This is a genomic window from Cytophaga sp. FL35 (assembly GCF_014349235.1).
GTDB lineage: Bacteria > Bacteroidota > Bacteroidia > Flavobacteriales > Flavobacteriaceae > Euzebyella.
Genome location: NZ_JACSOH010000025.1, coordinates 15,574 through 39,188, shown reverse-complemented (window position 1 = coordinate 39,188; position 23,615 = coordinate 15,574). Strand labels below are relative to the sequence as shown.

Genomic DNA, 23,615 nt, shown 5'->3' with positions numbered 1-23,615 from the left:
AAAAACAGAATGAACAAGATATCCATTCTCTGGGTAGATGACGAAGTAGATCTACTAAAACCACATATCATATTTCTTGAAGGAAAAAATTATAAAGTAACTACTTGCAAGAGCGGTCAAGAAGCTTTGGATTTTTTAAAAACCACCAGCGTAGATATTGTCTTCCTGGACGAGAATATGCCTGGAATTTCGGGATTGGAAACTTTAAGCGAAATTAAAGTGATAGATTCTTCGCTTCCCGTGGTAATGATTACCAAAAGTGAAGAGGAGTTTATTATGGAGGAAGCCATTGGTTCCAAAATTGCAGATTATTTGATCAAACCGGTTAACCCCAATCAAATTCTGTTATCCCTAAAAAAGAACCTTGATCATTCCAGATTGGTGTCAGAAAAAACTACGGCCAATTACCAGCAGGAATTCAGGAAAATTGCCATGGACCTGAGCATGGTAAATACCTTTGAAGAATGGGTAGAACTTTATAAAAAGTTAATCTACTGGGAAATGCGACTCGAAGATATTGAAGACAACAGTATGTTTGAAATTCTAGAGTCTCAAAAAACGGAAGCCAACAACCATTTTGGAAAATTTGTAGACCGCAATTATACGGATTGGTTTCAGGGAGATGGACCTGTAATGTCCCATACACTATTTAAACAATGTATAGAGCCAGAACTGGGTGAAACACCTACCCTACTTGTTGTTATTGATAATTTAAGATACGATCAGTGGTACGCGTTTGAGGATATTGTTTCAAACTTCTACAAAAAAACCAAGGAGAACTCTTATTTCAGTATACTACCTACGGCCACCCAATATGCTAGAAATGCCATTTTTTCAGGTTTAATGCCTTTGGATATGGAGAAAAAATATCCTCAATGGTGGAAAAACGACATAGATGAAGGAGGCAAAAACCTGCATGAAAAAGACTTTCTTGAAGCGCAAATAAAACGTTTGGGACTGACCATAAAATGGGAGTACCATAAAATCAGTAGCCTTAAACAGGGTAAGCAATTATCACAAAATTTCAGGTCGCAAAAAGAGAATGATCTTACGGTAATTGTTTATAATTTTGTAGACATGCTTTCGCATGCCAAAACGGAAATGGAAGTCATAAAGGAATTGGCCAGCAATGATAAAGCCTACCGTTCCTTGACCCAAAGTTGGTTCAAAAACTCTCCGCTACTTGATATTATACAACAAGCGCAGTCCCTAGGTATGAAATTAATTATCACTACTGACCATGGTACCATAAATGTTAAGCAACCTAGCCGAGTCATTGGTGATAAAGAAACCAGCTTGAATTTACGATATAAAACAGGGAAAAGCCTTACCTATGAAGAAAAAGAAGTATTGGCGGCAAAAAACCCTGAACAGATTCACTTACCCCGAATCAACGTAAGTAGCTCCTTCATTTTTGCAAAAAACGATATGTTTTTTGCCTATCCCAATAACTACAACCATTATGTAAGTTATTACCGGAACACCTACCAACACGGAGGAGTCTCCTTGGAAGAAATGATCATTCCTTTTGTTGTACTTTCGCCAAAATAAGTACTTTTTTGTATGGAAGTAGAATTTAAAAAAACAGAGTTAAACCGTATCGCAAAGTTGATTTTAGAGAAGGGGAAGTATAAAACCTTTGCTTTTTATGCACCTATGGGAGCAGGGAAAACAACATTGATCAAGGCCATAGTAAAAGAATTGGGTGCCTCGGATTCCGGTAGCAGCCCTACTTTTGGTATTGTTAATGAATATCATAGTAAGGTTGGTGAAATATTAGGCTATCATTTTGATTTTTACAGACTGAATGATGAAATGGAAGCTTTGGATATGGGCCTGGATGACTATCTAAACCAAGACTGTTTTGTGTTTATAGAATGGCCGGAGAAGATTTCTTCCTTGTTACCTTCTGATATTCAAAATGTTAGTATTGAAATTGTAGATTTCGACACTAGACGATTGGTGCTTTCCTGAATCCTTCATAAAAACTGTCCAAAAAGGTTCGAGCACATCGTCACGGTTAAAGGTTTATTGTATGAATGCCGTTAAATTCGACAAAAGGCTATTTTTTTACGATAAACTGTAAAATTTTATGGATAAATAACATTTCGTTAGTGGTTTTTTTCCTACTTTTGATGAAAAGAAACCTATTTTTTAACCGAAAAAAACCCTCGAAAATGAAAAAATTCGTATTTGGCCTTTTGGCATGTGTAACTTTGTTAGCCGTATCTTGTGAAACCAGTTCTACTGCTGATGATGATCAACTTTATGAGCAAGGAGTTGATAAGACCAAAATACCTTCCCAAGGGAGAAAATAAAATTATTTTCATTCTTTTTCAAAAGGGCAATCAATAAATTGCCCTTTTTTTCGTTTCTTGAAGTAGCACTGAAGGATGCAGACGTAAAATGGCAGAAAACACCAAGAAAAATAGAAGGAAAGCACGCAAAAGAATTTTGTTCGATTCCATTGGTATTCTATTTATAATTCTTTCTCCATTTATTTTTAAACTTCACCAATACCTTTCAACGGATCCTGATTCTACTTTGAGTTTGTTTGGGTTTGTTATTGATAATCATGGTTTTGCCGATTTAAACACTTTTGCTTGGTTTTTACTAAGTAAAATAGTTCCCTTCTATTTATTCATCATTTGGTTTTTAACGTGTAAACATTGGTGGTACCATATTATTTTGATTCCCGCTACTATGTACGCCTTTCAAATATTCGAAGTCTTGTATTCCGATGATAATATCGTTGACACTCGTAATATCATGTGGTTACTTCCTGTATGTATGGTGGTCATTCCTGTAGTCTACTTTATTAGAATAAAATTAGTAGATAAATATGTTCATGGCATAGACCTAGAGGCCATGGAAACCGAACTGAAAGAATTAAAGGAAAAGCAAGCAGAGGATCAGGCCAAAAAACTGAAAAAAAGTGATTTCAGCTCAGAATCCAAGGGTGAGGTTATTCCCCCCTCCATTTCTGAAGAAATTGATGAGCGACTTTCCACACATAACATAAACTCTAAGTTTAAGCGCTTTCAAGGCCAGTTAAATAATTGGCTTCATCTTAAGTTCTGAAATTCATAGTTAGACTTTCCGCCTTTAATTCAAAGTTTAATACCTCTATTTTTCCCTAAATTGTCGTATTTTTACTGTTAATCGAAACGTGACGATTAACAATGAACCAACCTACTTCACCTTTCAGCAAACAACAATTGCTACCTCAGGAAGAAACCCTTGAAGTTTTAAAGCAAAAAAGAGATTTGTTCATTGGTATTCCCAAGGAAAACCAATACCAAGAACAACGTGTTTGCCTAACGCCAGATGCTGTTAACGCCATTACCTCCAACGGGCACAGAGTTTTAATAGAGTCCGGTGCCGGAGAAGGGGCACACTATTCTGATTTAGATTATACCAATGCGGGAGCGGAAATAACCCGGGATACCAAAAAAGTATTCTCCTGCCCTATCTTATTAAAGGTTGAACCACCTACTTTCTCGGAAATTGAAATGCTAAATCCGCAGGCAACCGTAATTTCGGCTCTACAGATTAAAACGCAGCAAAAAGCCTATTTTGAAAAGATGGCCAAAAAGCGGGTGACGGCAATTGCATTTGAATATATTAGGGATGAAGATGGAAAATATCCGGCTGTACGATCCCTTAGTGAAATTGCTGGTATTTCTTCAGTTTTGATTGCTTCTGAACTTATGGCTGCTACCAATGATGGTAACGGACTCATGTTTGGAAATATAAGTGGGGTACCTCCCGTTGAAGTTGTCATCATTGGTGCTGGCACCGTGGGCGAATTTGCCGCCAGATCGGCTTTAGGGTTGGGAGCTAATGTGAAAATCTTTGATAATTCCATTACTAAGCTTAGAAACATTCAGGCTTGTCTAAGACAAACGGTTTATACTTCAACCATTCAACCAAAAAACTTAATCAAAGCATTAAAACGATGTGATGTTGCCATAGGTGCTACCAGAGGTAAAGACCGATCTCCAGTCGTAGTTACCAACTCTATGGTAGAGCATATGAAAAAGGGTGCCGTAATTATAGATGTTAGTATTGATATGGGGGGCTGCTTTGAGACCAGTGAGGTTACTACACACTCCAAACCAACCATTGAAAAATATGGGGTTATCCATTATGGGGTTCCCAATATCCCTTCTAGATACCCAAAAACAGCAACACTTTCCATCAGTAATATTTTCACTCCTTACCTCCTGGAATTGGGAGAAAATGGAGGAATGGAAAATTCATTACGTTTTAATAAAGGTCTTCGCAACGGACTTTATATGTATCATGGTATACTTACCAATAAATCTGTTGGTGAATGGTTCGATCTGCAATACAGCGATATCAACTTTCTCATTTTTTAGGTCAAAGGTCATATATGAAACCCTTTTTGTGTAGAAATAAAAGGCGGATTTGTATTTTTGTGCCCTCTTATTAAAACACGCCTTTAGGCGTAATAAACAAGAAGTATGGCTTTTATAAAACGATTGGGATATTATTTGGTAGGCTTATCTATTGGAATAGTGTTTCTTACCTTTTTTCTCAAAAATAAGTCTAAAGAAACCAATAGTGAATTTTGCTACTTCCCCAATTGTAGGGCTCTAAAAGATTTGAGAAGCAAGCCCATTTCTTTTTCAGACCAAGTGAACGAAGATATGAAAGTCAATGGTTTGGATACCCTTAACATCACCAAATTTTTAAAAGATGGAGAGGTAGATTTTAGTCAAAGTGATACCAAAACCAAACCTTGTAAGACCTACATCGTAGAAGGAGAGCTTAAAGATGCCCCCGCAATCTTAAAGTTTAAAAACTGTTCTAACAAGGTAATATTAGAGGAAATAAATCGCTGAACCATCTTTCTAACCTTATTTACCTTATAGGACTTCAAAATTAGATTTTTCTACGTTTTCTTTCCTTTTCCAATAAATCCAATTCCCTACTGGTCTGCCCTGCGACGGATGTGTTCTCATCGGCTCTTCTAATAAGATACGGCATTACGTCACGTACGGGACCAAAGGGCAAATATTTAGCTACATTGTAGTTTAGGTTCGCCAGATTAAAAGAAATATGGTCGCTCATACCATACAGTTGCCCAAACCAAACTCTACTATCATTGGCTTCAATACCTCTTTCCCGCATAAGTTCCATTAATCTATACGAACTATTTTCATTGTGGGTCCCGGCAAAAATTTCCATATCCTCCAAATGGTCTATCATATAGGCGATAGCATTGTCAAAATTGATATCCGTTTCTTGCTTTGAAGCGCAAATGGGTGTGGCATATCCTTTTTCTTCGGCACGTTCATTTTCTTTTTCCATATACGCTCCCCGAACTACCTTAAAGCCCATTTTAAAGTCTTCTGCTTTTGCTTTTTTATGGAGTTTTTTTAAATAATCTAATCGGTCCCAACGGTACATCTGCAGCGTATTAAACACAATGGCCTTTTCCTTGTTGTATTTTCTCATCATGTCTTCGACCAGCAAATCCGCAGCATCTTGGATCCAACTTTCTTCTGCATCGATTAACAGGGAAACCCCCAATTCATGTGCCTTTTTGCAAGTTTTATCAAAACGGGCCACTACCCTTCCCCATTCGGCTTTTTCCTCTTCGGTCAGAGATTTTCCTTCATTAACTTTATAAAAAAGCGAAAATCTGCCATACCCTGTTGGTTTGAAAACCGCAAAAGGAATAGCATCTTTTTCTTTTACAAAATCCAATACTTTTAGTACCATAGAAAGGGCGTCATCCAAAGGATCTTCAGAATCTTTTCCCTCTACGGAATAGTCGAGAACCGAGCAAACATTTTTCTCGTACATGCGGTCAACAGTTGGTAGACAATCAAATTCATTTACCCCTCCGCAAAAGTGATCAAATACGGTTGCCCTTATTAATTTCTCTACTGGAAGATGAGATTTAATGGCAAAATTAGTTATTGCCTTACCAATACGAACTAAAGGTTCATTAGCAATCATCTTAAATATAAAGTAAGCGCGTTCAAGTTCAGAATCTGTCTTCAACGCGAAAGCAGTAGCTGTGTCTTCAAATATTCGCTTCATTCCCGAGTATTAAAATGGTGGCAAATATAAAAACACAAATCATATTCCTAGGCCAAAAAATATCCTTTATTTTGCACTTAACATTTTATTGGCCTTTGGGCTTAAAAACCAATCTATTTTTAACATAATGCAATCCATCACATCAGATTCCTACGCTGTACATTTCAATCATAAAGCATATGAAGCGTTGAACGATCACCTTTCCCAAAAAGGGTACTCCAAAGTGTTCATCATGGTAGATGAAAATACACACGAGCATTGTCTGGCACCATTTATGGCAAATATCGTTGGTGAATACGATTTTGAGATTATAGAAATTGAATCTGGTGAAATAAATAAAACCATTGAAACTTGCACCCAAGTCTGGCATGTTCTTTCTGAATTGGAAGGCGACAGAAAAAGTGTTCTAATTAATTTGGGCGGGGGCGTTTTAACGGATTTAGGTGGCTTTGTTGCTTCTTGCTTTAAAAGGGGCATCGACTTTATTAATGTTCCCACTACTCTATTATCAATGGTGGATGCTTCTGTAGGTGGAAAGACCGGAGTAGATCTTGGATCTTTAAAGAACCAAATTGGAGTAATTAACCAACCTGAAATGGTACTTATCATTACAGATTTTTTAAAAACACTGGAAGAGCGACAATTACACAGTGGTTTTGCGGAAATGTTAAAGCACGGACTTATCAAAAGTGAGAATTATTGGAATGATCTTAAAGAAGTAGAAGATTTCGATGATCTAGATGAACTCATTTATCAATCCGTAGTCATTAAAAATGAGGTGGTTTTAAAAGACCCTACGGAACAAAATATTAGGAAAATGCTTAATTATGGCCACACCCTTGGGCATGCCATAGAATCATATTGCTTGGAACACCCAGAAAAAGATACCTTGTTACATGGCGAGGCCATTGCTGTAGGAATGATTTTGGAAGCCTTTCTCTCCAAAGAACTTAGACAATTGCCAGATAGTGTGCTAGAAGATATAAAAACAACCTTTTTAAATCGCTATACCAAAGTTACTTTTAGTAATGAGGACATTAATAAAATCTTAGGTCTGTTAAAATTCGATAAAAAGAATTCTCATGGAAACATCAACTATGTACTTTTAAATAGTTTGGGAAATCCTGAGATAGATGTGAAAGTTCCAGACGAATTATATAGCAAAGCATTCGCATACTACGCTGAACCCTAAGTTGATATACTGAAATTTGCGGTTGACAACTCTTTAAAGGGTTGAAGTGAAAAATTGAATATTTTAGGTAGTGATAAGATTATCTAAAGTATTTTTTATTTAAACCCTACTGTTATGTTACGCAAATTGATTGACTACAAAAAGCTGGATCACGCTTTGGCCGCCCTATTGATTGAAAGTTATCCAGATGGATATGGAGATGACGATATAATCATTTTTAAAAATTTGAAGGGAGAGACGGTGGAAGCTGTAGAATTAAGAACTTCGGATACCATCTATTTGGTCAAAATAAGTAAGAGTCTTTCGGAATTTATTGCAAATTTTGATGAAACCATTGAAAAGGAATTGGATTCAAAGCCCTCCAAAAAAATGGAAGAAGAGGATGATAAAGAGTACAAGGGCGAATTCGAAACTGATATGGAATACGACGAAGACTTCGATTAAACTACTTGTTTTTGGTCAGTCCATTTTCATTGGGTTCCACCTTTTCCTGTATAAAGTTGGCATATTGATAAGTGAACTCTGCACCAAAAAACATGATGATACAGGTATAGTAAACCCACAATAAAATCAATACTACAGAGGATGCCCCTCCATAAACTGAAGTAGGGTCGCTTTGAGTAAAGTAATAGCCTAATAAATATTCCCCCACCAAGAATAAGGCCGTAGTAAGACCAGCACCCCAAAAGGTAGTCTTCCAGCGTATGTGAACATCGGGAAGTAATCTAAAAAGTGCTGCAAAAAGCCCGGTAATGACCAAAAAAGGCAATAATAGACTAAAAAAATTGGCAATAACTACAGCAATATCCGGTGCAAAACTGGAAATATAGGCACTTAAAGTTTTTAGAACCACAGATAACACAAGGGAAATCAGAAAAAGAAACCCTAAGACCAAGACCATTCCAAAGGAAATCATTCTGTCCAAAAACATCTGTATCCAAACTTTCTTTTTGGATTCTACCCCCCAAATATCGTTCATGGCCATTTTTAACCTTACAAAAACCCCAGTGGCCCCAAATAACAACATTCCTCCCCCCAATATTACTGTGACTGTAGAGCCTTCACTAACTGAAGCATTGGCTATCATACCTTCTATAGCCTCGGAAACCCCTTCTCCAATTAGTCCCCCAATTTTATCCACAATTTTACCTTTAACAGCTTCTACCCCATAAATGGAGCCAGCAATCCATGCTACCATCATTAATAACGATGGTAGTGAAAACAGGGCATAGTAAGCTACAACGGCACTTTTGCCAAAAGGGTCATTATCTACCCAGGCCAATGCCGTTTTTTTAACGAGTATAAAAAATGTCTTGAGTCTCCTTACTATCATAAATATCGTTCTCGCAAAATATTTCTGTGATGTCTTTGATGACCACAAATTGCAAAACCAACAGATGCTACAGACCAAGGCAAACTACTTGCAGTACCTACTCTTAAGAGAGTTTCCTCGTCTAGATGGGAAAAAAGTGAAATAGTAGCTTTTCTTACAGTTGTGTATTCCTCTATGATACTTTGCTTATTTCTAGATGCTGCATTTGAAAAGGGAACATAATCGTCTTGCTCAAAACCTGGCAATGGAGTTTGGTCTACTCTAGAAAACCGCAAGGCTCTATATTGAAAGACTCTTTCCGAATCAATAATATGCAAAAGTACTTCTGCAATGGTCCATTTGTCCGGTCCGTACCTTAAGCTCATTTTTTCTTCAGGTATGCTATTGATAAACTGAGGAAAGTTCTGAAGTTGATTTGTCATTATATCCAACAGTTCTTCATCTTTTAGGGTTTCAATATACCTTTTGTAAAAAGGAAGGGGCTCTGTAAATTTCAATTCTGATGGTTTCATAAAATCTAAGCTAAAAAAAATCCCGAACGGTCATGTTCGGGATTAAGTTAATAAAGAACGTTATTGTTATTAGAGTTCATTAAAAATGGTATGCATTAAGCGTTTTTTGTCATTAATGCTTTCCTCCAATGAAATCATGGTTTCTGTTCTGCTAATACCATCAATATCATCGATTTTAAAGATGATGTTTTTGGCATGATTGGTATCTTTTGCCCTTATTTTACAGAAAATATTGAATTTACCGGTAGTGATATGCGCTACGGTAACGTTCGGTATTTCCTCTAATCTTTCCAGTACAAATTTGGTTTGATGGGTTTTCTCCAAGAAAATTCCAACATAGGCTATAAACGCATAACCTAGCTTTACATAATCAAGGGTTAGGGACGACCCCCTAATAATCCCAGCTTCTTCCATTTTCTTAACTCGTACGTGAACGGTACCAGCTGAAATTAAAAGTTTTTTTGCAATGTCCGTAAAAGGAGTTCTGGTGTTGTCAATCAACATATCCAGAATCTGGTGATCAATTTCGTCTAATTTTACTTTTCCCATAATGGTTAGAATTTCAGCAAAAATAAAAAATTATAAAATAAAATGCACCAAAACTTTGATTTTTATAATAAAAACGTAACGAAAACGATTTTTTAAGATAAACTTTGAAAACAAGAAGAAATAACAGGGTAAAAGTTTTGGCTTTTAAGAGCTTGTAAATCACTCTTTACTGCGCAATCATATATAGCATGAAAATAAAAATTTTTCAAATCAACTTCTTCTTGTAATTCAGGTACAAATTCTATTTTACCGTCAATTAACGTTTCCTTAAAATGAAAAGCACAAGAATTGAGGGCACTCCCTACCCCTGTCAAGCTTTGTACATTTTTTAATAAAATATCTAAATATAACTTTTGGTTTTCAGGAATCTGCTGATAAATCTCCAAGTCAAATTGATTCACTTTATCCTCAGAAATTACCGAAACACCTTTTAACAAGGCTTGAAATATATACCTTCTGGTTTCTTCCCTTTCGTAATCATTAGGGTAGTGACCAGATTCAAACAAAATGGTGGGTGTATTTAACATTTGAAAAGTATCGCCCACACAATTTGCATTAAAACTATCATCGTACCTGCCAACATGGTTAGGTATTAACTTCTGTAACGTATCGTTCATGGCAACAATGAGCTTCATACTCATTGCACGGGAAGGAGAAATACTCCTTTCTTCATTATATGCTGGAGCTAAAAAAGAAACTGTTGCCGGTTTTGAAGTGTCACCTACATTAAAAATAGTTCTTTGATCATGTAGATTGAAGCAAAAATGAGGTAAAAATTCCTCGTAAACTTTTCTCAAAATGATACTCTCCGGTTGGGTACGGTTTTGAGCATCCCTATTTAGGTCTACTTCATTTGCATTCACCCTGGTGTAGGCATCCGCACCATCTGGGTTTAGCATGGGAATAATTTTAACGGTACAATTTTCTACAATCTGCTGAGCTGATTCTGCATCTGTCCTTAGAAAATTTATGAAATCGAATACGGCTTTAGTGGTGGTAGATTCGTTCCCATGCATTTGGGACCACATTAGAATTTTGGTTTTTCCTGTGCCCAAGGTAATGGTATGGATATTTTTTTGCTGAACAGAAAAACCTACCTCCTTAATATCAAAATCTTGTTTGATAGATTCAAGATACTTGGCAACCATCCGGTGCGAAAGATATCTTCCGTAAACCGATTTCTCTTTTATTTCTTCGTAGCTGGTCAAAGGTAAAATCATGCTCTTTTTTTATGGAAGCACAAAAATAAGATATAGAAAATTTACAATTGTAACATTTTTCATGTCCTAACGGACGGCGGAAATTAAAGTCGGTAAATCCGAATTTTACAAATGTATACATCAAGGGAAACTTAAATCCCAATAACTATATTTGATATTTTAAAATCCTTATATTCAACGTATAAAACTATTTAAATTAAATTGAAACTTTATCTAATTATATCGTTATTAGGTGATTTTTAATTTATTTGTAATTTTGAAATAATTCTTGATTTTAAAATAATTTACATTGGTAAACACGAGTGAATTTGTAGAAAGGCTTGAGACACTATTAACGTATTACGACCTAAGTGCTTCTGCTTTTGCGGAAAAGGTGGACGTACAACGCTCCAGTATTTCACATTTACTTTCAGGGAGAAATAAGCCAAGTTTGGAATTTGTTCTAAAGGTAATCAAAGCTTTTCCTGAAGTTAATCTGTATTGGCTCCTTAATGGCAAAGGTTCCTTTCCTTTAAACGAGAGTTTTACGGATAAAGCCGCTCCTCCTTCCTTTGAAAGAGAAAGAACTCAAGTAAAGGAAACACCTTTAGGTTTACCTCCAAAGCAAAAGAAGATAGATAGAATTGTCCTATTTTATTCTGATGGTACTTTTGAGTCCTTTGATTCAAATTAATTCAAACAGAGGATACGCAAAACATATCTCTTTATGTTTTCAATTTTAAGTATGAAGCTCGTTTGGAATTTGGTTATTTTTGTTCTGATGATACTACGAAGCATTTTTATCGCAGTCCTTTTGCTAATGATAACCTCATGTTACCAACCAGAACGCAATTGCAAGGATTTCAAGAACGGAACTTTTACTTTTACGAGCTCTATTGATGGAGAAGAGCAAACTACCACTTTTGTTAGGAATGAAGACTTAGAGGTGGACTATTTTGAAGGAAAGGCGGACTCGGCCTCCATAAGGTGGATAAATGATTGTGAATACATTGTAAAAAAATTAAATCCCCAGAGCCGAGCCGAGGAAAAATCTATACATATGAAGATTCTTTCCACTACGGAGAATTCCTATACTTTCGAATACAATATTGTTGGAGAAAGTCAAAAATCTAGAGGTACTGCAATTAAACAAAAATAAGCACACATTCACTTTCTGGAAAATACATTGCTAATGCCCATGCCCTGCTAAAAAGCATCACTTTTTCTATTTAGGTAAGAGACACTTTATAAATTTTCATCCATTTTTTCTGGAAGCAATTCCCCTGTTTACAATAATCCTCTAAATAGAGGTTTTAGATTTAATTAGGTCTACTAAATGCTGCTTCTGGATTTTGTGATTTATGCTCCCTAAATAAACGTTGTTGTTGTTTCACTGTTAATGTACTGCCGTCCGGACTCCATCCAGGAGGTCCAAAGATGTACATAAGTTTGTGGGAGAATTTTTTAGCTTTTTTTACATCCGCCCAGATATCCTTAAACTCATGGGTCAATATAACAATGGGATTGTAGGAGTTTGGTGCGTGGATGACACCAAATTTCACTTCTATATCGTCATCCAACTCTTTCCAAGTTCCGAATATCTTATCGAAAATATTTAAAAATCCACCGTGGTTCTTATCCAAATATTCCACATTCTGGCTATGATGTACCTGGTGCATAGTATGGGTGTTAAAAATTTTTTCTATCCACCCCATTTTGGGCACGTATTGGGAATGCAACTGAAATTGCCATAAAGATTCTATCGCCAAACAAACAATTACCATTTCTACAGGAAATCCAATGGCCGGCATCCACATATAGAAAAAAGGCTTATAAAGAAGTGTGAACCAACCGTTTCTCACCGCTGTACCCAAGTTGAAGTTGTCCGAAGAATGGTGTACAATATGTGCCGCCCACAAAATCCTTATTTCATGATTGGCCCGGTGGAACCAATAATAGGTAAAATCATCTGCCAATTGACAAAGCAGCCAAACATACCAAGCATACCCAAAGGATTTATAACCCATAATGTTGGTGCGAACACCATCTACTATAGGATTGAAAAGCTCATAAGTAAATTCAAAAACAACTATTAAAACGGTTACCTTGATCAAAGGGCCCAAAATAGCCGAACCTATACCCATTGCCCCACTGGCCATTAAATCTTTCCAAACATAAAGCCCTTCATGACCATGGGTTTTGCTATATGTCAATTCTAAAAGTATAAAGGCGATAAAACAAGGAACGCCGTAAACCAGGGGGTTTGTAAAATCCATTTAATTAGTGTTTCGGGCTAAGATAATGATATTAAAGACTTATTGGCAAAAACAATAACGGTAAGCTCGATAATAAGATAGGTTTTATCGATGCACACTAAAAAAGTACTACTTTTCTTTCGACTTTAGAATTTCATTCTGTTCCTGCATCAGCCTCTCCAGATTGGAAAGAATCTCTATATTTTTGGGGGTTACAACTTCTTTATTTTCAGGGTCTTCTGATTTTGATTTAAAGCGATTAATACCTTTTATAACAACGAAAATGGTAAATGCTATAATTAAAAAATCTATCAAGACCTCAAACATTTCGCCATAGCCGATCGCCACTTCTTCTACTCCTTCGGAAGCCTCTCTAAGAACATATTTTCTGTTAGAAAGTTGAACGTCATCCGTCAGCAAAGATAAAGGCGGCATAATAATTTTCTTCACCAAAGTATTGATGACTTCGTTAAAGGCCGTACCTATTATAATACCAATGGCCATGTCAATCATATTGCCCTTTATGGCAAAATTTTTAAACTCCTGATAAAAGTTCCTCATGAATTAATCGAATAAAGTTCCTTGAGGTCTATCTCCTCCATCCTCACTCTTGTCTTTTCCAACATTTTCTTCATCAATTACCTCAATTTCCTCTGTTTTTGGAGGCTCTGGAGGTTCATATGGTAAGGGTTCCAAAGGGTTGATCTCCAAGACTTTTTCTTTGGTGAGCTGGTTGCCCATGGCAGTAATGCCCTTTACGGAAATGAATTCTTCCAAATCCACTTCCCAATTGTCCTTTCTGTCCTGTCCACGCTTTTTGGCAAATACTACCTCCACCACCGGTCTAAAATCTGTGGAGAAAACCTCCAATCTTGATTTTGGATGGTCTGTTAACACATTTTCTTCCTTGTCAGGATGGTCAATCAAAAAGCGTTTCACATAGAACAATTCTTTTTCTCCTTCCCAGTAGACTAGTGATAATGGCTTTTTAGGATTCCACTTTTCAAGAACGATGATATCATTTTCAAAATGTAGGGTAAGTTCTGGAATTACAGTCTTAACTTGGCCGGTTTGGGTAACGATCAATAACCTATCATCACTGGTAAATTCTCCTAAAAACTCTCCTCGGTCATCTATGTTGAGGCGTTGTACCGTCTCATCAAACCACAGTTTTCGAGGTTTTAAGGTTGAAAGCCCTTTTTCCTTTAGCTCCACCCGCTTTACGGAGTATTTGGTAACGATATTGCCCTTACTACTTCTGCCTTTAATTAGCACATCGGCAAAATCCACGTCCCATTTAAGCTTTTTAATGCTTCCTACATTTCGCAGGTTTATGGTGACCGTTTCTGCTTCGCCATTTGGGTTTGCAGAAAAATAATAGACCGAAGTTCCAGGTTTCCCTTGGCCCATTTCATAAATCTTATCCCGGGTAACACTGGTGACGTTAAACCGCTTGATGTAGGTGGCACCACCTTTTCCATCACGGTAAATCATGTTGTAGATAGTGCGCTTGTCCTTTTTCTTAAAAACGGCAACATGAATAATTCCTTTGCCAATAAAGGTTTTGGAATCTACTTTAAAGACCATCATTTGACCATCTCTGGTAAAAGCAATGATATCATCAATATCGCTACAGTCCGTTACATATTCGTCACGCTTTAAAGAGGTGCCCACAAAACCTTCTTCCCTATTAACGTAAAGCTTTGTGTTTCGTATGACAACTTTTGTAGCCTCAATATCTTCAAAGAGCCTTATCTCTGATTTTCTCTCCCTACCCGCCGCGTATTTTTCTTTTAGATTTTGGAAATAATCAATAGCGAAATCTACCAAATGCTCTAAATGGTGTTTGATTTCGGCAATCTTCTTTTCAAGATTATCAAGGTTTTCCTGAGCTTTATCAAGGTCAAATTTTGATATTCTTTTTATCCTTATTTCTGTTAATCTAACAATATCGTCTTCGGTAACGGCCCTTTTCAAGTTCTTGGTAAAGGGTTTTAATCCTTCGTCTATCGCCTTAATTACGCCCTCCCAAGTTTCTTGCTCTTCAATGTCCCTATAAATACGGTTCTCTATGAATATTCGCTCCAAGGAAGCAAAATGCCATTGTTCTTCTAGTTCACCCAGCTGAATCTCCAATTCTTGCTTAAGCAAATCAACCGTAGCATCCGTAGAACGACGCAACATTTCCGAGACTCCAATAAATAAAGGTTTATTGTCTTCAATGATACACGCCAAGGGAGAAATGGATGATTCACAGGCCGTAAAAGCGTAGAGCGCATCAATGGTTTTGTCCGGGGAGATGCCAGTTGGGAGATGCACCAAAATCTCTACATCAGCAGCGGTATTGTCCTCAATTTTTTTGATTTTAATCTTGCCTTTATCATTGGCTTTTAAAATAGAATCAATTAAAGAAGAAGTGTTGGTTCCATAGGGTATCTCACTTATTACCAACGTATTCTTGCTGTGCTGGGAAATTTTTGCACGTACCCTGATCTTACCTCCCCTAAGACCATCATTGTAATTGCTTACGTCTATAATTCCTGCCGTAGGAAAATCTGGAAAAAGCTTAAACCGTTTTCCTTGCAGATGCTTTATGGAAGCATCTATGAGCTCCACAAAGTTATGGGGCATAATTTTCGTTGAAAGCCCAACTGCTATACCTTCCGCACCTTGTGCCAATAACAATGGAAACTTTACCGGCAACTGAACGGGCTCTTTTTTTCGACCATCATAGGAGAGTTGCCATTCCGTAATTTTTGGGCTAAAAACAACTTCTAGGGCAAATTTGGATAAACGCGCCTCAATATACCTGGAAGCAGCGGCACTATCCCCTGTAAGAATATTGCCCCAGTTTCCTTGGGTATCTATCAATAGATCTTTTTGACCTATCTGCACCATGGCATCTGCAATACTGGCATCACCATGGGGGTGATATTGCATGGTATGCCCTACCACATTGGCTACCTTATTGTACCTTCCGTCATCCAATTCCCTTAAGGAGTGCATGATACGGCGCTGTACCGGTTTAAAACCATCTTCAATTGCTGGTACGGCACGCTCTAAGATTACGTAAGAAGCATAATCAAGAAACCAATCCTTATACATTCCCGTTACTCGGGTAAGCGCCTCACCTTGTTCCTCTATATTTTCCGCAGAACTATCATTGTTTTGTTCCTGCTCACCTCCCAAACCTTCTCCGCCTTCATTGGACGGATTGTGCTCTTGGGATTCGTTCAAATCGTCATTTTCTTCCATTCAGAAAAATACGTATCTCTATGGTTTATAATTGGTTTTCTTCAACTAGGTCAACTTCTACCTTAAGGTTTTCAATAATAAATTCCTGACGGTCCGGAGTATTTTTACCCATGTAGAACCGCAGTAACTCTTCAATTGACATGGCTTTATCCAACATTACCGGCTCTAAACGGATATCATCACCAATGAAGTGCTTGAATTCATCCGGAGAGATTTCACCCAATCCCTTAAATCTGGTAATTTCAGGTTTTCCTCTCAACTTATCTATAGCGTTTCTTCGCTCCTCGTCACTGTAACAATAGATAGTTTCCTTTTTATTTCTTACCCTGAAAAGAGGAGTTTGTAAAATAAACAAATGTCCTTCCTTAATCAATTCAGGGAAAAACTGTAGGAAAAACGTAATGAGAAGTAAGCGAATGTGCATTCCATCTACATCGGCATCCGTAGCAATTACAATATTATTATATCGCAAATCTTCCATAGACTCCTCAATATTCAAGGCTGCCTGCAACAAGTTGAATTCCTCGTTCTCGTAAACAATTTTTTTGCTCATCCCAAAAGAATTCAATGGCTTACCACGCAAACTAAAGACTGCCTGGGTATTTACATCCCTTGATTTTGTAATGGAGCCGGAAGCGGAATCCCCCTCAGTGATAAAGAGCGTACTATCTAAGCGACGATCATCTTTCATGTCTCCAAGATGCACCCTGCAATCACGAAGTTTTTTATTGTGCAGATTTGCCTTTTTGGCACGGTCTCGCGCCAATTTTCTAATTCCCGAAAGCTCTTTGCGCTCTTTTTCGGCCAAAATTATTTTACGTTGTAACTTTTCTGCCGTTTCCGGATTTTTATGCAGGTAATTATCTAAATATTTCCCAATAAAATCATTGATGTAGGTTCTTACCGTCGGTAAATCTCCGCCCATATCCGTAGAACCCAATTTTGTTTTGGTCTGACTTTCAAAAACAGGTTCCATTACCTTAATGGAAATAGCACTGATGATTGATTTTCTAATATCGGAAGCATCGTAGTTTTTACCATAAAAATCCCTCACCGTTTTTACGACGGCCTCCCTGAACGCCGCTTGGTGCGTTCCTCCCTGTGTGGTGTGCTGGCCATTAACAAAGGAGTGGTATTCCTCGCTATATTGCGTTTTGCTATGGGTCATGGCCACTTCAATATCATTCCCTTTTAAATGAATGACAGGGTACAGAAGATTTTCTGCATTGTTATTGTCTTCCAGCAAATCTTTAAGTCCGTTTTCCGAATAGAATTTTTCGCCGTTAAAAACAATGGTCAGCCCCGGATTGAGATAAACGTAGTTTTTGAGCATCCGCTCAATATACTCGTTGCGATATTTGTATTTTTTAAAGATGGTTTCATCTGGAATAAAAGTAACTTTGGTGCCTCTTCTTCGGGTGGTTTCTTCCAGATATTCTTCATTGGTGAGCTCTCCAATTTCAAATTCTGCCGCCTTTGATTTCCCATCCCTGGTACTCTCCACCCTAAAATAACTGGACAAGGCATTCACCGCTTTGGTACCAACCCCGTTTAGTCCTACCGATTTTTTAAACGCTCTTGTATCATATTTACCTCCGGTATTCATTTTGGAAACTACGTCAACGACTTTCCCCAAAGGAATACCCCTACCATAATCACGTACTATGACCCTATTACCCTGTACGGAAATCTCAATGGTCTTACCGGCGCCCATAACAAATTCATCAATACAATTGTCAATGGTCTCTTTTAAAAGGATATAGATGCCGTCATCTGCGGAAGAACCATCACCTAACTTACCAATATACATACCCGGACGAAGCCTAATATGCTCTTTCCAGTCTAACGATCGTATATTGTCTTCGGTATATTGTGAATTGTCGGACATAATGCGGGGTTTGGGTCAATAGTACCGCTAAAGATAATACGACTATTAAAAAGATAAAACCCTAAACCGTTAAAGTAATTAACAATAAAAAAAGCGCCTTTGTTGATATAAACGGTACTTTAAGACTCCTCTTACAGCCAAAAATGAACGTTTTAAAGCACCTATTTAAGTGGATTTCAAAAGAATATCTTACTATCTTTTATCCATATTTAGAAAAAGAAAATGGAATTTATAGATTACTATAAAATATTGGGAATTGCCGAAAATGCCTCAGAGGCCGAGATAAAAAAGGCATATAGAAAACTAGCCCGCAAATACCATCCGGATCTAAATCCCGACAACAAGGAAGCCCAACATAAATTTCAGCAGATCAATGAGGCCAATGAGGTCTTGAGCGACCCTGAGAAACGAAAAAAATATGATAAATACGGCAAGGACTGGCAACATGCCGACGCCTTTGAGGAGGCCAAAAGAAATCAATCTAATGCAAGGGATTATTCCGGGCAAAACACTTACGGAGGCGAGCAGTATTCTGAAAGTGATTTTTCGGACTTTTTTGAATCTATGTTCGGTGGTAGCGGTTATAGTAGAACTAGTGATAGAAACAGGTATCAGTTTAAAGGTCAAGATTATAACGCAACGCTTCGGTTGAACTTGACAGATGTCCTATCGACCCAAAAACAAACAATTGATCTTGGGTCAAAGAAAATAAGAATTACCATTCCGGCTGGAGTAGAAGATGGACAAACTATAAAGATTAAAGGTTATGGTGGTGAAGGTAGAAATGATGGTCCAAAGGGCGATTTGTACCTTACTTTTGAAGTACTAAACAATACACAGTTTCAAAGAGTGGGCAACGATTTATACAAAACAGAAGAAATTGGTCTCTATAAGGCATTGCTGGGAGGTGATTTGGAAATAAGTACGTTGACCGGAAAGGTGAAACTGAAGATAAAACCAGAAACCCAAAATGACCAAAGAATCAAACTTAGTGGTAAGGGTATGCCCAAATATAAAAAAGAAGGTGAGTTTGGTGATTTGTATGTGACCTACAAAGTAAAAATGCCCCAGAAGTTGAGTGAAAGAGAAAAAGAGCTTTTAAAGGAACTAGCTAAAATTAGAGAGTAATGATAGACGAGAATTATATTTTAGTAAGGCATTATTGCGAAAAGACAAATACACCCCATTCCTTTATAGATTCCTTATGGGAATTTGGTCTCATAGAGTGCAAATCTATAGAGACCGAGGTTTATCTGTTTACGGATGACATTCCCCATATAGAAAAGCTAAATCGAATGCATAACGAATTGGGAATCAATTTAGAGGGCATAGACGCACTTACCCATATGATGCAACGAATGCAGCAAATGGAAAAAGAGCTAAAAAACCTGAGAAACAGACTTAGAATTTATGAATAACCAGAAAGTTAGACATTAAAACGAAAATGCATCACATCACCGTCTTTTACAATATACTCCTTACCTTCTACTCGCATTTTTCCGGCTTCTTTTACCTTGGCCTCACTTCCTAGAGCTACATAGTCATTATAGGCAATGACTTCAGCACGAATAAAACCCTTCTCAAAATCTGTATGGATAACACCGGCCGCCTGTGGTGCCGTAGCACCAACGGGAATGGTCCAAGCCCTAACTTCCTTCTCTCCGGCCGTAAAATAGGTTTCCAAGTCAAGTAATTTGTACGCCCCTCGTATTAATTTCGCGGAACCCGGCTCTTCCAATCCTAAATCCTCTAAAAACATTTGGCGCTCTTCGTAAGACTCTAGCTCCGTAATGTCGGCTTCCGTACCTACGGCCAAGACCACTACTTCCGCATTTTCATTTGCTACGGCATTTTTCACCTCTTCAACATAAGCATTTCCGGTGGCAGCAGCACCTTCGTCCACATTACAAACGTACATAACGGGCTTGTCCGTAATAAACTGTAATGGCTTTACATATTCCAAACGCAGTTCCTTTTCAATATCAACAGCTCTAACCGAAACACCGCTCTCCAGTGCATCTTTTAGCTTTAATAAGACGGATTCCTCTTTTTGAGCTTCCTTGTTGCCGGTCTTTGCAGCGCGTTTTACCTTATCGAGCTTTTTCTCTACAGTCTCTAAATCTTTTAACTGAAGCTCCATATCTATGGTTTCCTTATCTCTGATAGGATTAACGGAACCATCTACATGCACAATGTTATCGTTATCAAAGCAGCGCAATACATGAATAATGGCATCGGTTTCCCTAATATTTCCAAGAAATTGGTTTCCCAATCCTTCACCTTTACTGGCTCCTTTTACCAAACCGGCAATATCAACGATTTCTACCGTTGCGGGAATGACCCTTTCCGGGTTTACCAAGGATTCCAACTTCTCCAAACGGGAATCTGGTACGTTTACCACGCCTATATTGGGTTCAATAGTACAAAATGGGAAATTGGCGCTCTGTGCTTTAGCATTGGAAAGACAATTGAAAAGAGTCGATTTGCCCACATTTGGCAATCCTACGATACCTGCTTTCATAACGGTTTATTAGGGATGTTTTTTAATTCGGGCGCAAAGATAGTGTTTAAAAGTTTTAAAATCTCAATGCTTTGTTTTAACACTATTAGTATTACTTTAGTTAAAGAACTCCTAACATTAAAACTATGAGAACACAACTATTTTTAACCATTTGCGCATTGCTTTTAACCTCTTTTAGCATTGCTCAAAATACGATTACCGGAACGGTAACCGACTCCGAGGGCGCACCACTGCCCGGTGTGAACATTTTAGAAAAGGGCTCCACCAACGGTACTGTCACCGATTTTGATGGAAATTATTCTTTAGAAATTGACGGTGATGCCATTTTAGTTTTCAGTTATATTGGATTTAATACCGAAGAACTAAGTACAGAGGGAAAAACCGTTATCAATCTAAGCATGTCCGAAGGCGTTTTGCTGGATGAAGTTATGCTTGTTGGCTCCAGAAGCCCCAAACGAACCTCTACCGATACAGCCGTACCAGTGGATGTCATAGATATTGCGGAGGTGGCTACACAGAGTGGGAAAATCGAAGTGAACGAGCTATTGCAATATGCCGCTCCCTCTTTCAACGCCAATAAGCAGTCCGGATCAGATGGGGCCGACCATATCACCCCTGCTACCCTAAGAGGACTGGGGCCCGATCAAACCTTGGTATTGGTCAACGGGAAAAGAAGACACCAATCCTCCTTGATTAATATTTTTGGAACCAAAGGACGTGGCAATACCGGTACAGATTTAAATACCATCCCCGTAGCGGCCATTAAGCGAATTGAAATTCTTAGGGACGGGGCAGCAGCTCAATACGGTTCCGATGCCATTGCCGGTGTCATCAATATTGTTTTAAAGGACAAGACCGATGGCGTAACCGGAAATATCAGCTACGGAGCCTACAACGCCAATGCTCAGGGTGATTTTCCCGAGGGTTTTCCTAACACAGAGGGTAATAGACTGGATACCGACGTTGACGGGAACCAGATAGGCGACGACCAGAATTTTGACGGCGGCTCCGTAAAGGCGGCTATCAATTACGGCGCAGGATTAGGGGAAAACGGTTATCTAAACTTCACTACTGAATACATCAACAAAAACAAAACCTTACGCCCGGGATTCGATTTTAGAAGGGGTTTTGGGGAGGCCGCCATTCAAGGATTTAATTTTATGGTCAATGGGGCTTATTCCGTATCCGACAACACGGAAATCTACGCCTTTGGTGGTAGAAATTTTAGGGATACAGACGCCTATGCCTTCACCAGAAATGGTGGTGAGCGCGTGGTAACTGCCATTTATCCTGATGGATTCAACCCACGGATTACTTCCAATATCATAGACAACTCTATTTCTGCCGGTTTAAGAACAGAACTTGATAATGGTTGGAAATTAGATGTTAGTAACACCTACGGAAAGAACAACTTTCATTATTATATCAAAGGAACCTTAAATGCTTCCTTGGAAGAAGCCTCGCCAACCGATTTCGATGCGGGTGGACATAGCTTGAGCCAAAATACCGTAAATCTAGATTTCTCTAAATACTATGATGATGTTTTGGAGGGAATGAACCTTGCTTTTGGTGCCGAATATCGCACCGAAAACTTTATCATTTTTTCTGGGGAACCTGGTTCATATGGAACCTTTGATGAAAACGGAATTATAATCACGGATCCCGCCAATCAAACCCAGCCAACAATTCTAATTGATGGCGAAGAAGTACCAAGACCAGGAGGCTCCCAAGGCTTCCCGGGATATGGACCGGCAAACGAGGTAGACCGAAGCAGAAGTAATTTTTCATTATATGCCGATGGCGAATTTGACCTAAGCGAGGCTTTTTTGCTGAGCGCCGCGGCAAGGTTTGAAAATTATAGCGATTTTGGCAGTACCCTTAACGGTAAATTGGCCGCTAGGTTAAAGGCTTCGGAGAATATAAACATTAGAGGTTCTGTCAGCACAGGATTCAGAGCTCCTTCCCTAGCCCAGATTTATTATAATTTGCGGTTCACCAATTTTATTGGGGGCGATGCCATTGACCAGTTGTTGAGCCCAAATAACAGTCCCGTCACGGCCTCTTTTGGAATCGACCAGCTAAACGAGGAAAAAGCCGTGAATGCCGGTTTAGGTTTTACAGGTACTTTCGGAAACTTTACCGCGACAGTGGATGGTTACTACATCAATGTAAAAGACCGAATTGTACTCACAGGAAACTTTGATACCACAGCTATCCCCGGAGTATCGGCAGCGCAATTTTTTGTGAACGGGGTGGATACCGAAACTACTGGTTTGGACATTGTTCTCTCGTGGAGAAAACCATTGGAAAACGGAAACTTGTCGGCCACTTTCACCGGCAACTTAAACAATATGGATATTACAAGTGTGAATAATGGCAATTTGGATGCTGAAACGTTTTTTGGAGAAAGGGACAAGGCTTTCTTATTAGCTTCTGCTCCTGAAAGTAAGTTAGCGCTCAATTTAAATTACTCCCACAATAAATTTGATGCAGGCCTTGCCTTTACAAGATTTAGTAGCATTGAGCTTCTGGATTTTCAAATGTTGGAACCTACTGCTGATTACGGAAGTCTGGCAAACAAAATTGCCGCAGCCACGGACAGCTATACACCTAAAGTGGTCACCGATTTAGTTTTAGGCTATCAAATTTGCGAAGATGTAAAATTGCAAATTGGGGCCAATAACTTATTCAATGAATATCCAAGTCCGCAAGATGACTGGGTAGAAGGCGGTGGTGTTTGGGATGCCGTTCAAATGGGTTTTGGCGGAGCCTATTACTATACACAATTGGCATTTTCCTTTTAATTAATGAAACCTATAGCCATAAAAAAACCGGA

At 38.3% G+C, this 23,615-nt stretch carries 23 protein-coding genes; 13 read left to right on the top strand and 10 right to left on the bottom strand.

Annotated features, from left to right (window positions below; genetic code table 11):
- The first annotated feature begins 9 nt into the window (after positions 1-9).
- From porX to BIZ36_RS16780, 6 genes are all read left to right on the top strand, one after another.
- Positions 10-1,551 (top strand): T9SS response regulator signal transducer PorX, encoded by a 1,542-nt coding sequence (porX, locus tag BIZ36_RS16805; protein WP_187459060.1) that lies wholly within the window; start codon positions 10-12, stop codon positions 1,549-1,551.
- A gap of 12 nt (positions 1,552-1,563) precedes the next feature.
- On the top strand, positions 1,564-1,974 hold the full coding sequence (gene tsaE / locus BIZ36_RS16800) for a tRNA (adenosine(37)-N6)-threonylcarbamoyltransferase complex ATPase subunit type 1 TsaE (RefSeq protein ID WP_187459059.1): 411 nt from the start codon (positions 1,564-1,566) through the stop codon (positions 1,972-1,974).
- A 203-nt stretch (positions 1,975-2,177) separates the two neighbouring features.
- A complete protein-coding gene (locus BIZ36_RS16795) occupies positions 2,178-2,318 on the top strand; it encodes a hypothetical protein (RefSeq protein ID WP_187459058.1) in 141 nt (46 codons plus the stop codon).
- Between the two features lie 88 nt (positions 2,319-2,406).
- Complete coding sequence (locus tag BIZ36_RS16790) at positions 2,407-3,081, top strand: hypothetical protein (protein ID WP_187459057.1); 675 nt, start codon at positions 2,407-2,409, stop codon at positions 3,079-3,081.
- Between the two features lie 101 nt (positions 3,082-3,182).
- Complete coding sequence (locus BIZ36_RS16785; RefSeq protein WP_187459056.1) at positions 3,183-4,382, top strand: alanine dehydrogenase; 1,200 nt, start codon at positions 3,183-3,185, stop codon at positions 4,380-4,382.
- A gap of 105 nt (positions 4,383-4,487) precedes the next feature.
- Positions 4,488-4,868, top strand: coding sequence for a DUF4258 domain-containing protein (locus BIZ36_RS16780; RefSeq protein WP_187459055.1), 381 nt, complete (start codon positions 4,488-4,490; stop codon positions 4,866-4,868).
- A gap of 40 nt (positions 4,869-4,908) precedes the next feature.
- Here BIZ36_RS16780 and BIZ36_RS16775 read toward each other — a convergent pair whose 3' ends face one another.
- Positions 4,909-6,075 carry a proline dehydrogenase family protein gene (locus BIZ36_RS16775; protein ID WP_187459054.1) on the bottom strand — a complete coding sequence of 389 codons (1,167 nt, stop codon included), beginning with the start codon at positions 6,073-6,075 and terminating at the stop codon, positions 4,909-4,911.
- 127 nt (positions 6,076-6,202) lie between these two features.
- Between BIZ36_RS16775 and aroB the strand changes: the two genes are divergently transcribed.
- Both aroB and BIZ36_RS16765 read left to right on the top strand, forming a co-directional pair.
- Positions 6,203-7,267 (top strand): 3-dehydroquinate synthase, encoded by a 1,065-nt coding sequence (gene aroB, locus BIZ36_RS16770; RefSeq protein ID WP_187459053.1) that lies wholly within the window; start codon positions 6,203-6,205, stop codon positions 7,265-7,267.
- A 114-nt stretch (positions 7,268-7,381) separates the two neighbouring features.
- Positions 7,382-7,711, top strand: coding sequence for a hypothetical protein (locus BIZ36_RS16765; protein ID WP_187459052.1), 330 nt, complete (start codon positions 7,382-7,384; stop codon positions 7,709-7,711).
- A 1-nt stretch (position 7,712) separates the two neighbouring features.
- Here the strand turns inward: BIZ36_RS16765 and BIZ36_RS16760 are convergent, their stop codons facing one another.
- From BIZ36_RS16760 to BIZ36_RS16745, 4 genes are all read right to left on the bottom strand, one after another.
- Positions 7,713-8,600, bottom strand: a complete 888-nt coding sequence (locus BIZ36_RS16760; protein WP_187459051.1) for a YihY/virulence factor BrkB family protein — start codon at positions 8,598-8,600, stop codon at positions 7,713-7,715.
- Positions 8,597-9,112, bottom strand: a complete 516-nt coding sequence (locus BIZ36_RS16755) for a DinB family protein (RefSeq protein WP_187459050.1) — start codon at positions 9,110-9,112, stop codon at positions 8,597-8,599. The genes BIZ36_RS16760 and BIZ36_RS16755 overlap by 4 nt, the downstream gene beginning before the upstream one ends.
- 69 nt (positions 9,113-9,181) lie before the next feature.
- The gene (locus BIZ36_RS16750; RefSeq protein ID WP_187459049.1) at positions 9,182-9,661 is read right to left on the bottom strand and encodes an Lrp/AsnC family transcriptional regulator; all 480 of its coding nucleotides are present in this window, start codon (positions 9,659-9,661) and stop codon (positions 9,182-9,184) included.
- Positions 9,662-9,753: 92 nt separating this feature from the next.
- Positions 9,754-10,881: a M14 family metallopeptidase gene (locus tag BIZ36_RS16745; protein WP_222937446.1), complete on the bottom strand. Its 1,128-nt coding sequence runs from the start codon at positions 10,879-10,881 to the stop codon at positions 9,754-9,756.
- A gap of 289 nt (positions 10,882-11,170) precedes the next feature.
- Here BIZ36_RS16745 and BIZ36_RS16740 point away from each other — a divergent pair, with 289 nt between their 5' ends.
- Together BIZ36_RS16740 and BIZ36_RS16735 are read left to right on the top strand one after the other, a co-directional pair.
- Entirely contained in the window at positions 11,171-11,554 is a 384-nt protein-coding gene (locus BIZ36_RS16740) for a helix-turn-helix transcriptional regulator (RefSeq protein ID WP_187459048.1), read from the top strand.
- Between the two features lie 33 nt (positions 11,555-11,587).
- On the top strand, positions 11,588-12,019 hold the full coding sequence (locus BIZ36_RS16735) for a hypothetical protein (protein ID WP_222937445.1): 432 nt from the start codon (positions 11,588-11,590) through the stop codon (positions 12,017-12,019).
- A gap of 160 nt (positions 12,020-12,179) precedes the next feature.
- Here the strand turns inward: BIZ36_RS16735 and BIZ36_RS16730 are convergent, their stop codons facing one another.
- From BIZ36_RS16730 to BIZ36_RS16715, 4 genes are all read right to left on the bottom strand, one after another.
- Positions 12,180-13,136, bottom strand: a complete 957-nt coding sequence (locus BIZ36_RS16730) for a sterol desaturase family protein (protein ID WP_187459047.1) — start codon at positions 13,134-13,136, stop codon at positions 12,180-12,182.
- Between the two features lie 108 nt (positions 13,137-13,244).
- A complete protein-coding gene (gene mscL, locus BIZ36_RS16725; protein WP_187459046.1) occupies positions 13,245-13,676 on the bottom strand; it encodes a large conductance mechanosensitive channel protein MscL in 432 nt (143 codons plus the stop codon).
- 3 nt (positions 13,677-13,679) lie between these two features.
- A complete protein-coding gene (locus tag BIZ36_RS16720; RefSeq protein WP_187459045.1) occupies positions 13,680-16,370 on the bottom strand; it encodes a DNA gyrase/topoisomerase IV subunit A in 2,691 nt (896 codons plus the stop codon).
- Between the two features lie 25 nt (positions 16,371-16,395).
- The gene (locus tag BIZ36_RS16715) at positions 16,396-18,258 is read right to left on the bottom strand and encodes a DNA topoisomerase IV subunit B (protein WP_187459044.1); all 1,863 of its coding nucleotides are present in this window, start codon (positions 18,256-18,258) and stop codon (positions 16,396-16,398) included.
- Positions 18,259-18,480: 222 nt separating this feature from the next.
- Between BIZ36_RS16715 and BIZ36_RS16710 the strand changes: the two genes are divergently transcribed.
- Complete coding sequence (locus BIZ36_RS16710; protein ID WP_187459043.1) at positions 18,481-19,386, top strand: DnaJ C-terminal domain-containing protein; 906 nt, start codon at positions 18,481-18,483, stop codon at positions 19,384-19,386.
- Complete coding sequence (locus tag BIZ36_RS16705) at positions 19,386-19,676, top strand: chaperone modulator CbpM (protein ID WP_187459042.1); 291 nt, start codon at positions 19,386-19,388, stop codon at positions 19,674-19,676. Before BIZ36_RS16710 ends, BIZ36_RS16705 begins: the two co-directional genes overlap by 1 nt.
- Before the next feature lie 8 nt (positions 19,677-19,684).
- On the opposite strand, the gene ychF is transcribed toward BIZ36_RS16705, so the two are convergent.
- The gene (ychF, locus tag BIZ36_RS16700) at positions 19,685-20,779 is read right to left on the bottom strand and encodes a redox-regulated ATPase YchF (protein WP_187459041.1); all 1,095 of its coding nucleotides are present in this window, start codon (positions 20,777-20,779) and stop codon (positions 19,685-19,687) included.
- 125 nt (positions 20,780-20,904) lie between these two features.
- Here ychF and BIZ36_RS16695 point away from each other — a divergent pair, with 125 nt between their 5' ends.
- The gene (locus tag BIZ36_RS16695; RefSeq protein ID WP_187459040.1) at positions 20,905-23,583 is read left to right on the top strand and encodes a TonB-dependent receptor; all 2,679 of its coding nucleotides are present in this window, start codon (positions 20,905-20,907) and stop codon (positions 23,581-23,583) included.
- Positions 23,584-23,615: the final 32 nt, after the last annotated feature.

Bases quoted from the DNA above. Each gene is read 5' to 3' on its own strand.
- porX (WP_187459060.1), top strand. From the start codon at position 10: ATGAACAAGATATCCATTCTCTGGGTAGATGACGAAGTAGATCTACTA.
- BIZ36_RS16720 (WP_187459045.1), bottom strand. From the start codon at position 16,370: ATGGAAGAAAATGACGATTTGAACGAATCCCAAGAGCACAATCCGTCC.
- BIZ36_RS16710 (WP_187459043.1), top strand. From the start codon at position 18,481: ATGGAATTTATAGATTACTATAAAATATTGGGAATTGCCGAAAATGCC.
- BIZ36_RS16785 (WP_187459056.1), top strand. From the start codon at position 3,183: ATGAACCAACCTACTTCACCTTTCAGCAAACAACAATTGCTACCTCAG.
- BIZ36_RS16705 (WP_187459042.1), top strand. From the start codon at position 19,386: ATGATAGACGAGAATTATATTTTAGTAAGGCATTATTGCGAAAAGACA.
- BIZ36_RS16765 (WP_187459052.1), top strand. From the start codon at position 7,382: ATGTTACGCAAATTGATTGACTACAAAAAGCTGGATCACGCTTTGGCC.
- BIZ36_RS16695 (WP_187459040.1), top strand. From the start codon at position 20,905: ATGAGAACACAACTATTTTTAACCATTTGCGCATTGCTTTTAACCTCT.
- tsaE (WP_187459059.1), top strand. From the start codon at position 1,564: ATGGAAGTAGAATTTAAAAAAACAGAGTTAAACCGTATCGCAAAGTTG.
- BIZ36_RS16730 (WP_187459047.1), bottom strand. From the start codon at position 13,136: ATGGATTTTACAAACCCCCTGGTTTACGGCGTTCCTTGTTTTATCGCC.
- mscL (WP_187459046.1), bottom strand. From the start codon at position 13,676: ATGAGGAACTTTTATCAGGAGTTTAAAAATTTTGCCATAAAGGGCAAT.
- BIZ36_RS16795 (WP_187459058.1), top strand. From the start codon at position 2,178: ATGAAAAAATTCGTATTTGGCCTTTTGGCATGTGTAACTTTGTTAGCC.
- BIZ36_RS16790 (WP_187459057.1), top strand. From the start codon at position 2,407: ATGGCAGAAAACACCAAGAAAAATAGAAGGAAAGCACGCAAAAGAATT.
- BIZ36_RS16745 (WP_222937446.1), bottom strand. From the start codon at position 10,881: ATGATTTTACCTTTGACCAGCTACGAAGAAATAAAAGAGAAATCGGTT.
- BIZ36_RS16775 (WP_187459054.1), bottom strand. From the start codon at position 6,075: ATGAAGCGAATATTTGAAGACACAGCTACTGCTTTCGCGTTGAAGACA.
- BIZ36_RS16715 (WP_187459044.1), bottom strand. From the start codon at position 18,258: ATGTCCGACAATTCACAATATACCGAAGACAATATACGATCGTTAGAC.
- BIZ36_RS16780 (WP_187459055.1), top strand. From the start codon at position 4,488: ATGGCTTTTATAAAACGATTGGGATATTATTTGGTAGGCTTATCTATT.
- BIZ36_RS16760 (WP_187459051.1), bottom strand. From the start codon at position 8,600: ATGATAGTAAGGAGACTCAAGACATTTTTTATACTCGTTAAAAAAACG.
- BIZ36_RS16735 (WP_222937445.1), top strand. From the start codon at position 11,588: ATGTTTTCAATTTTAAGTATGAAGCTCGTTTGGAATTTGGTTATTTTT.
- aroB (WP_187459053.1), top strand. From the start codon at position 6,203: ATGCAATCCATCACATCAGATTCCTACGCTGTACATTTCAATCATAAA.
- ychF (WP_187459041.1), bottom strand. From the start codon at position 20,779: ATGAAAGCAGGTATCGTAGGATTGCCAAATGTGGGCAAATCGACTCTT.
- BIZ36_RS16755 (WP_187459050.1), bottom strand. From the start codon at position 9,112: ATGAAACCATCAGAATTGAAATTTACAGAGCCCCTTCCTTTTTACAAA.
- BIZ36_RS16750 (WP_187459049.1), bottom strand. From the start codon at position 9,661: ATGGGAAAAGTAAAATTAGACGAAATTGATCACCAGATTCTGGATATG.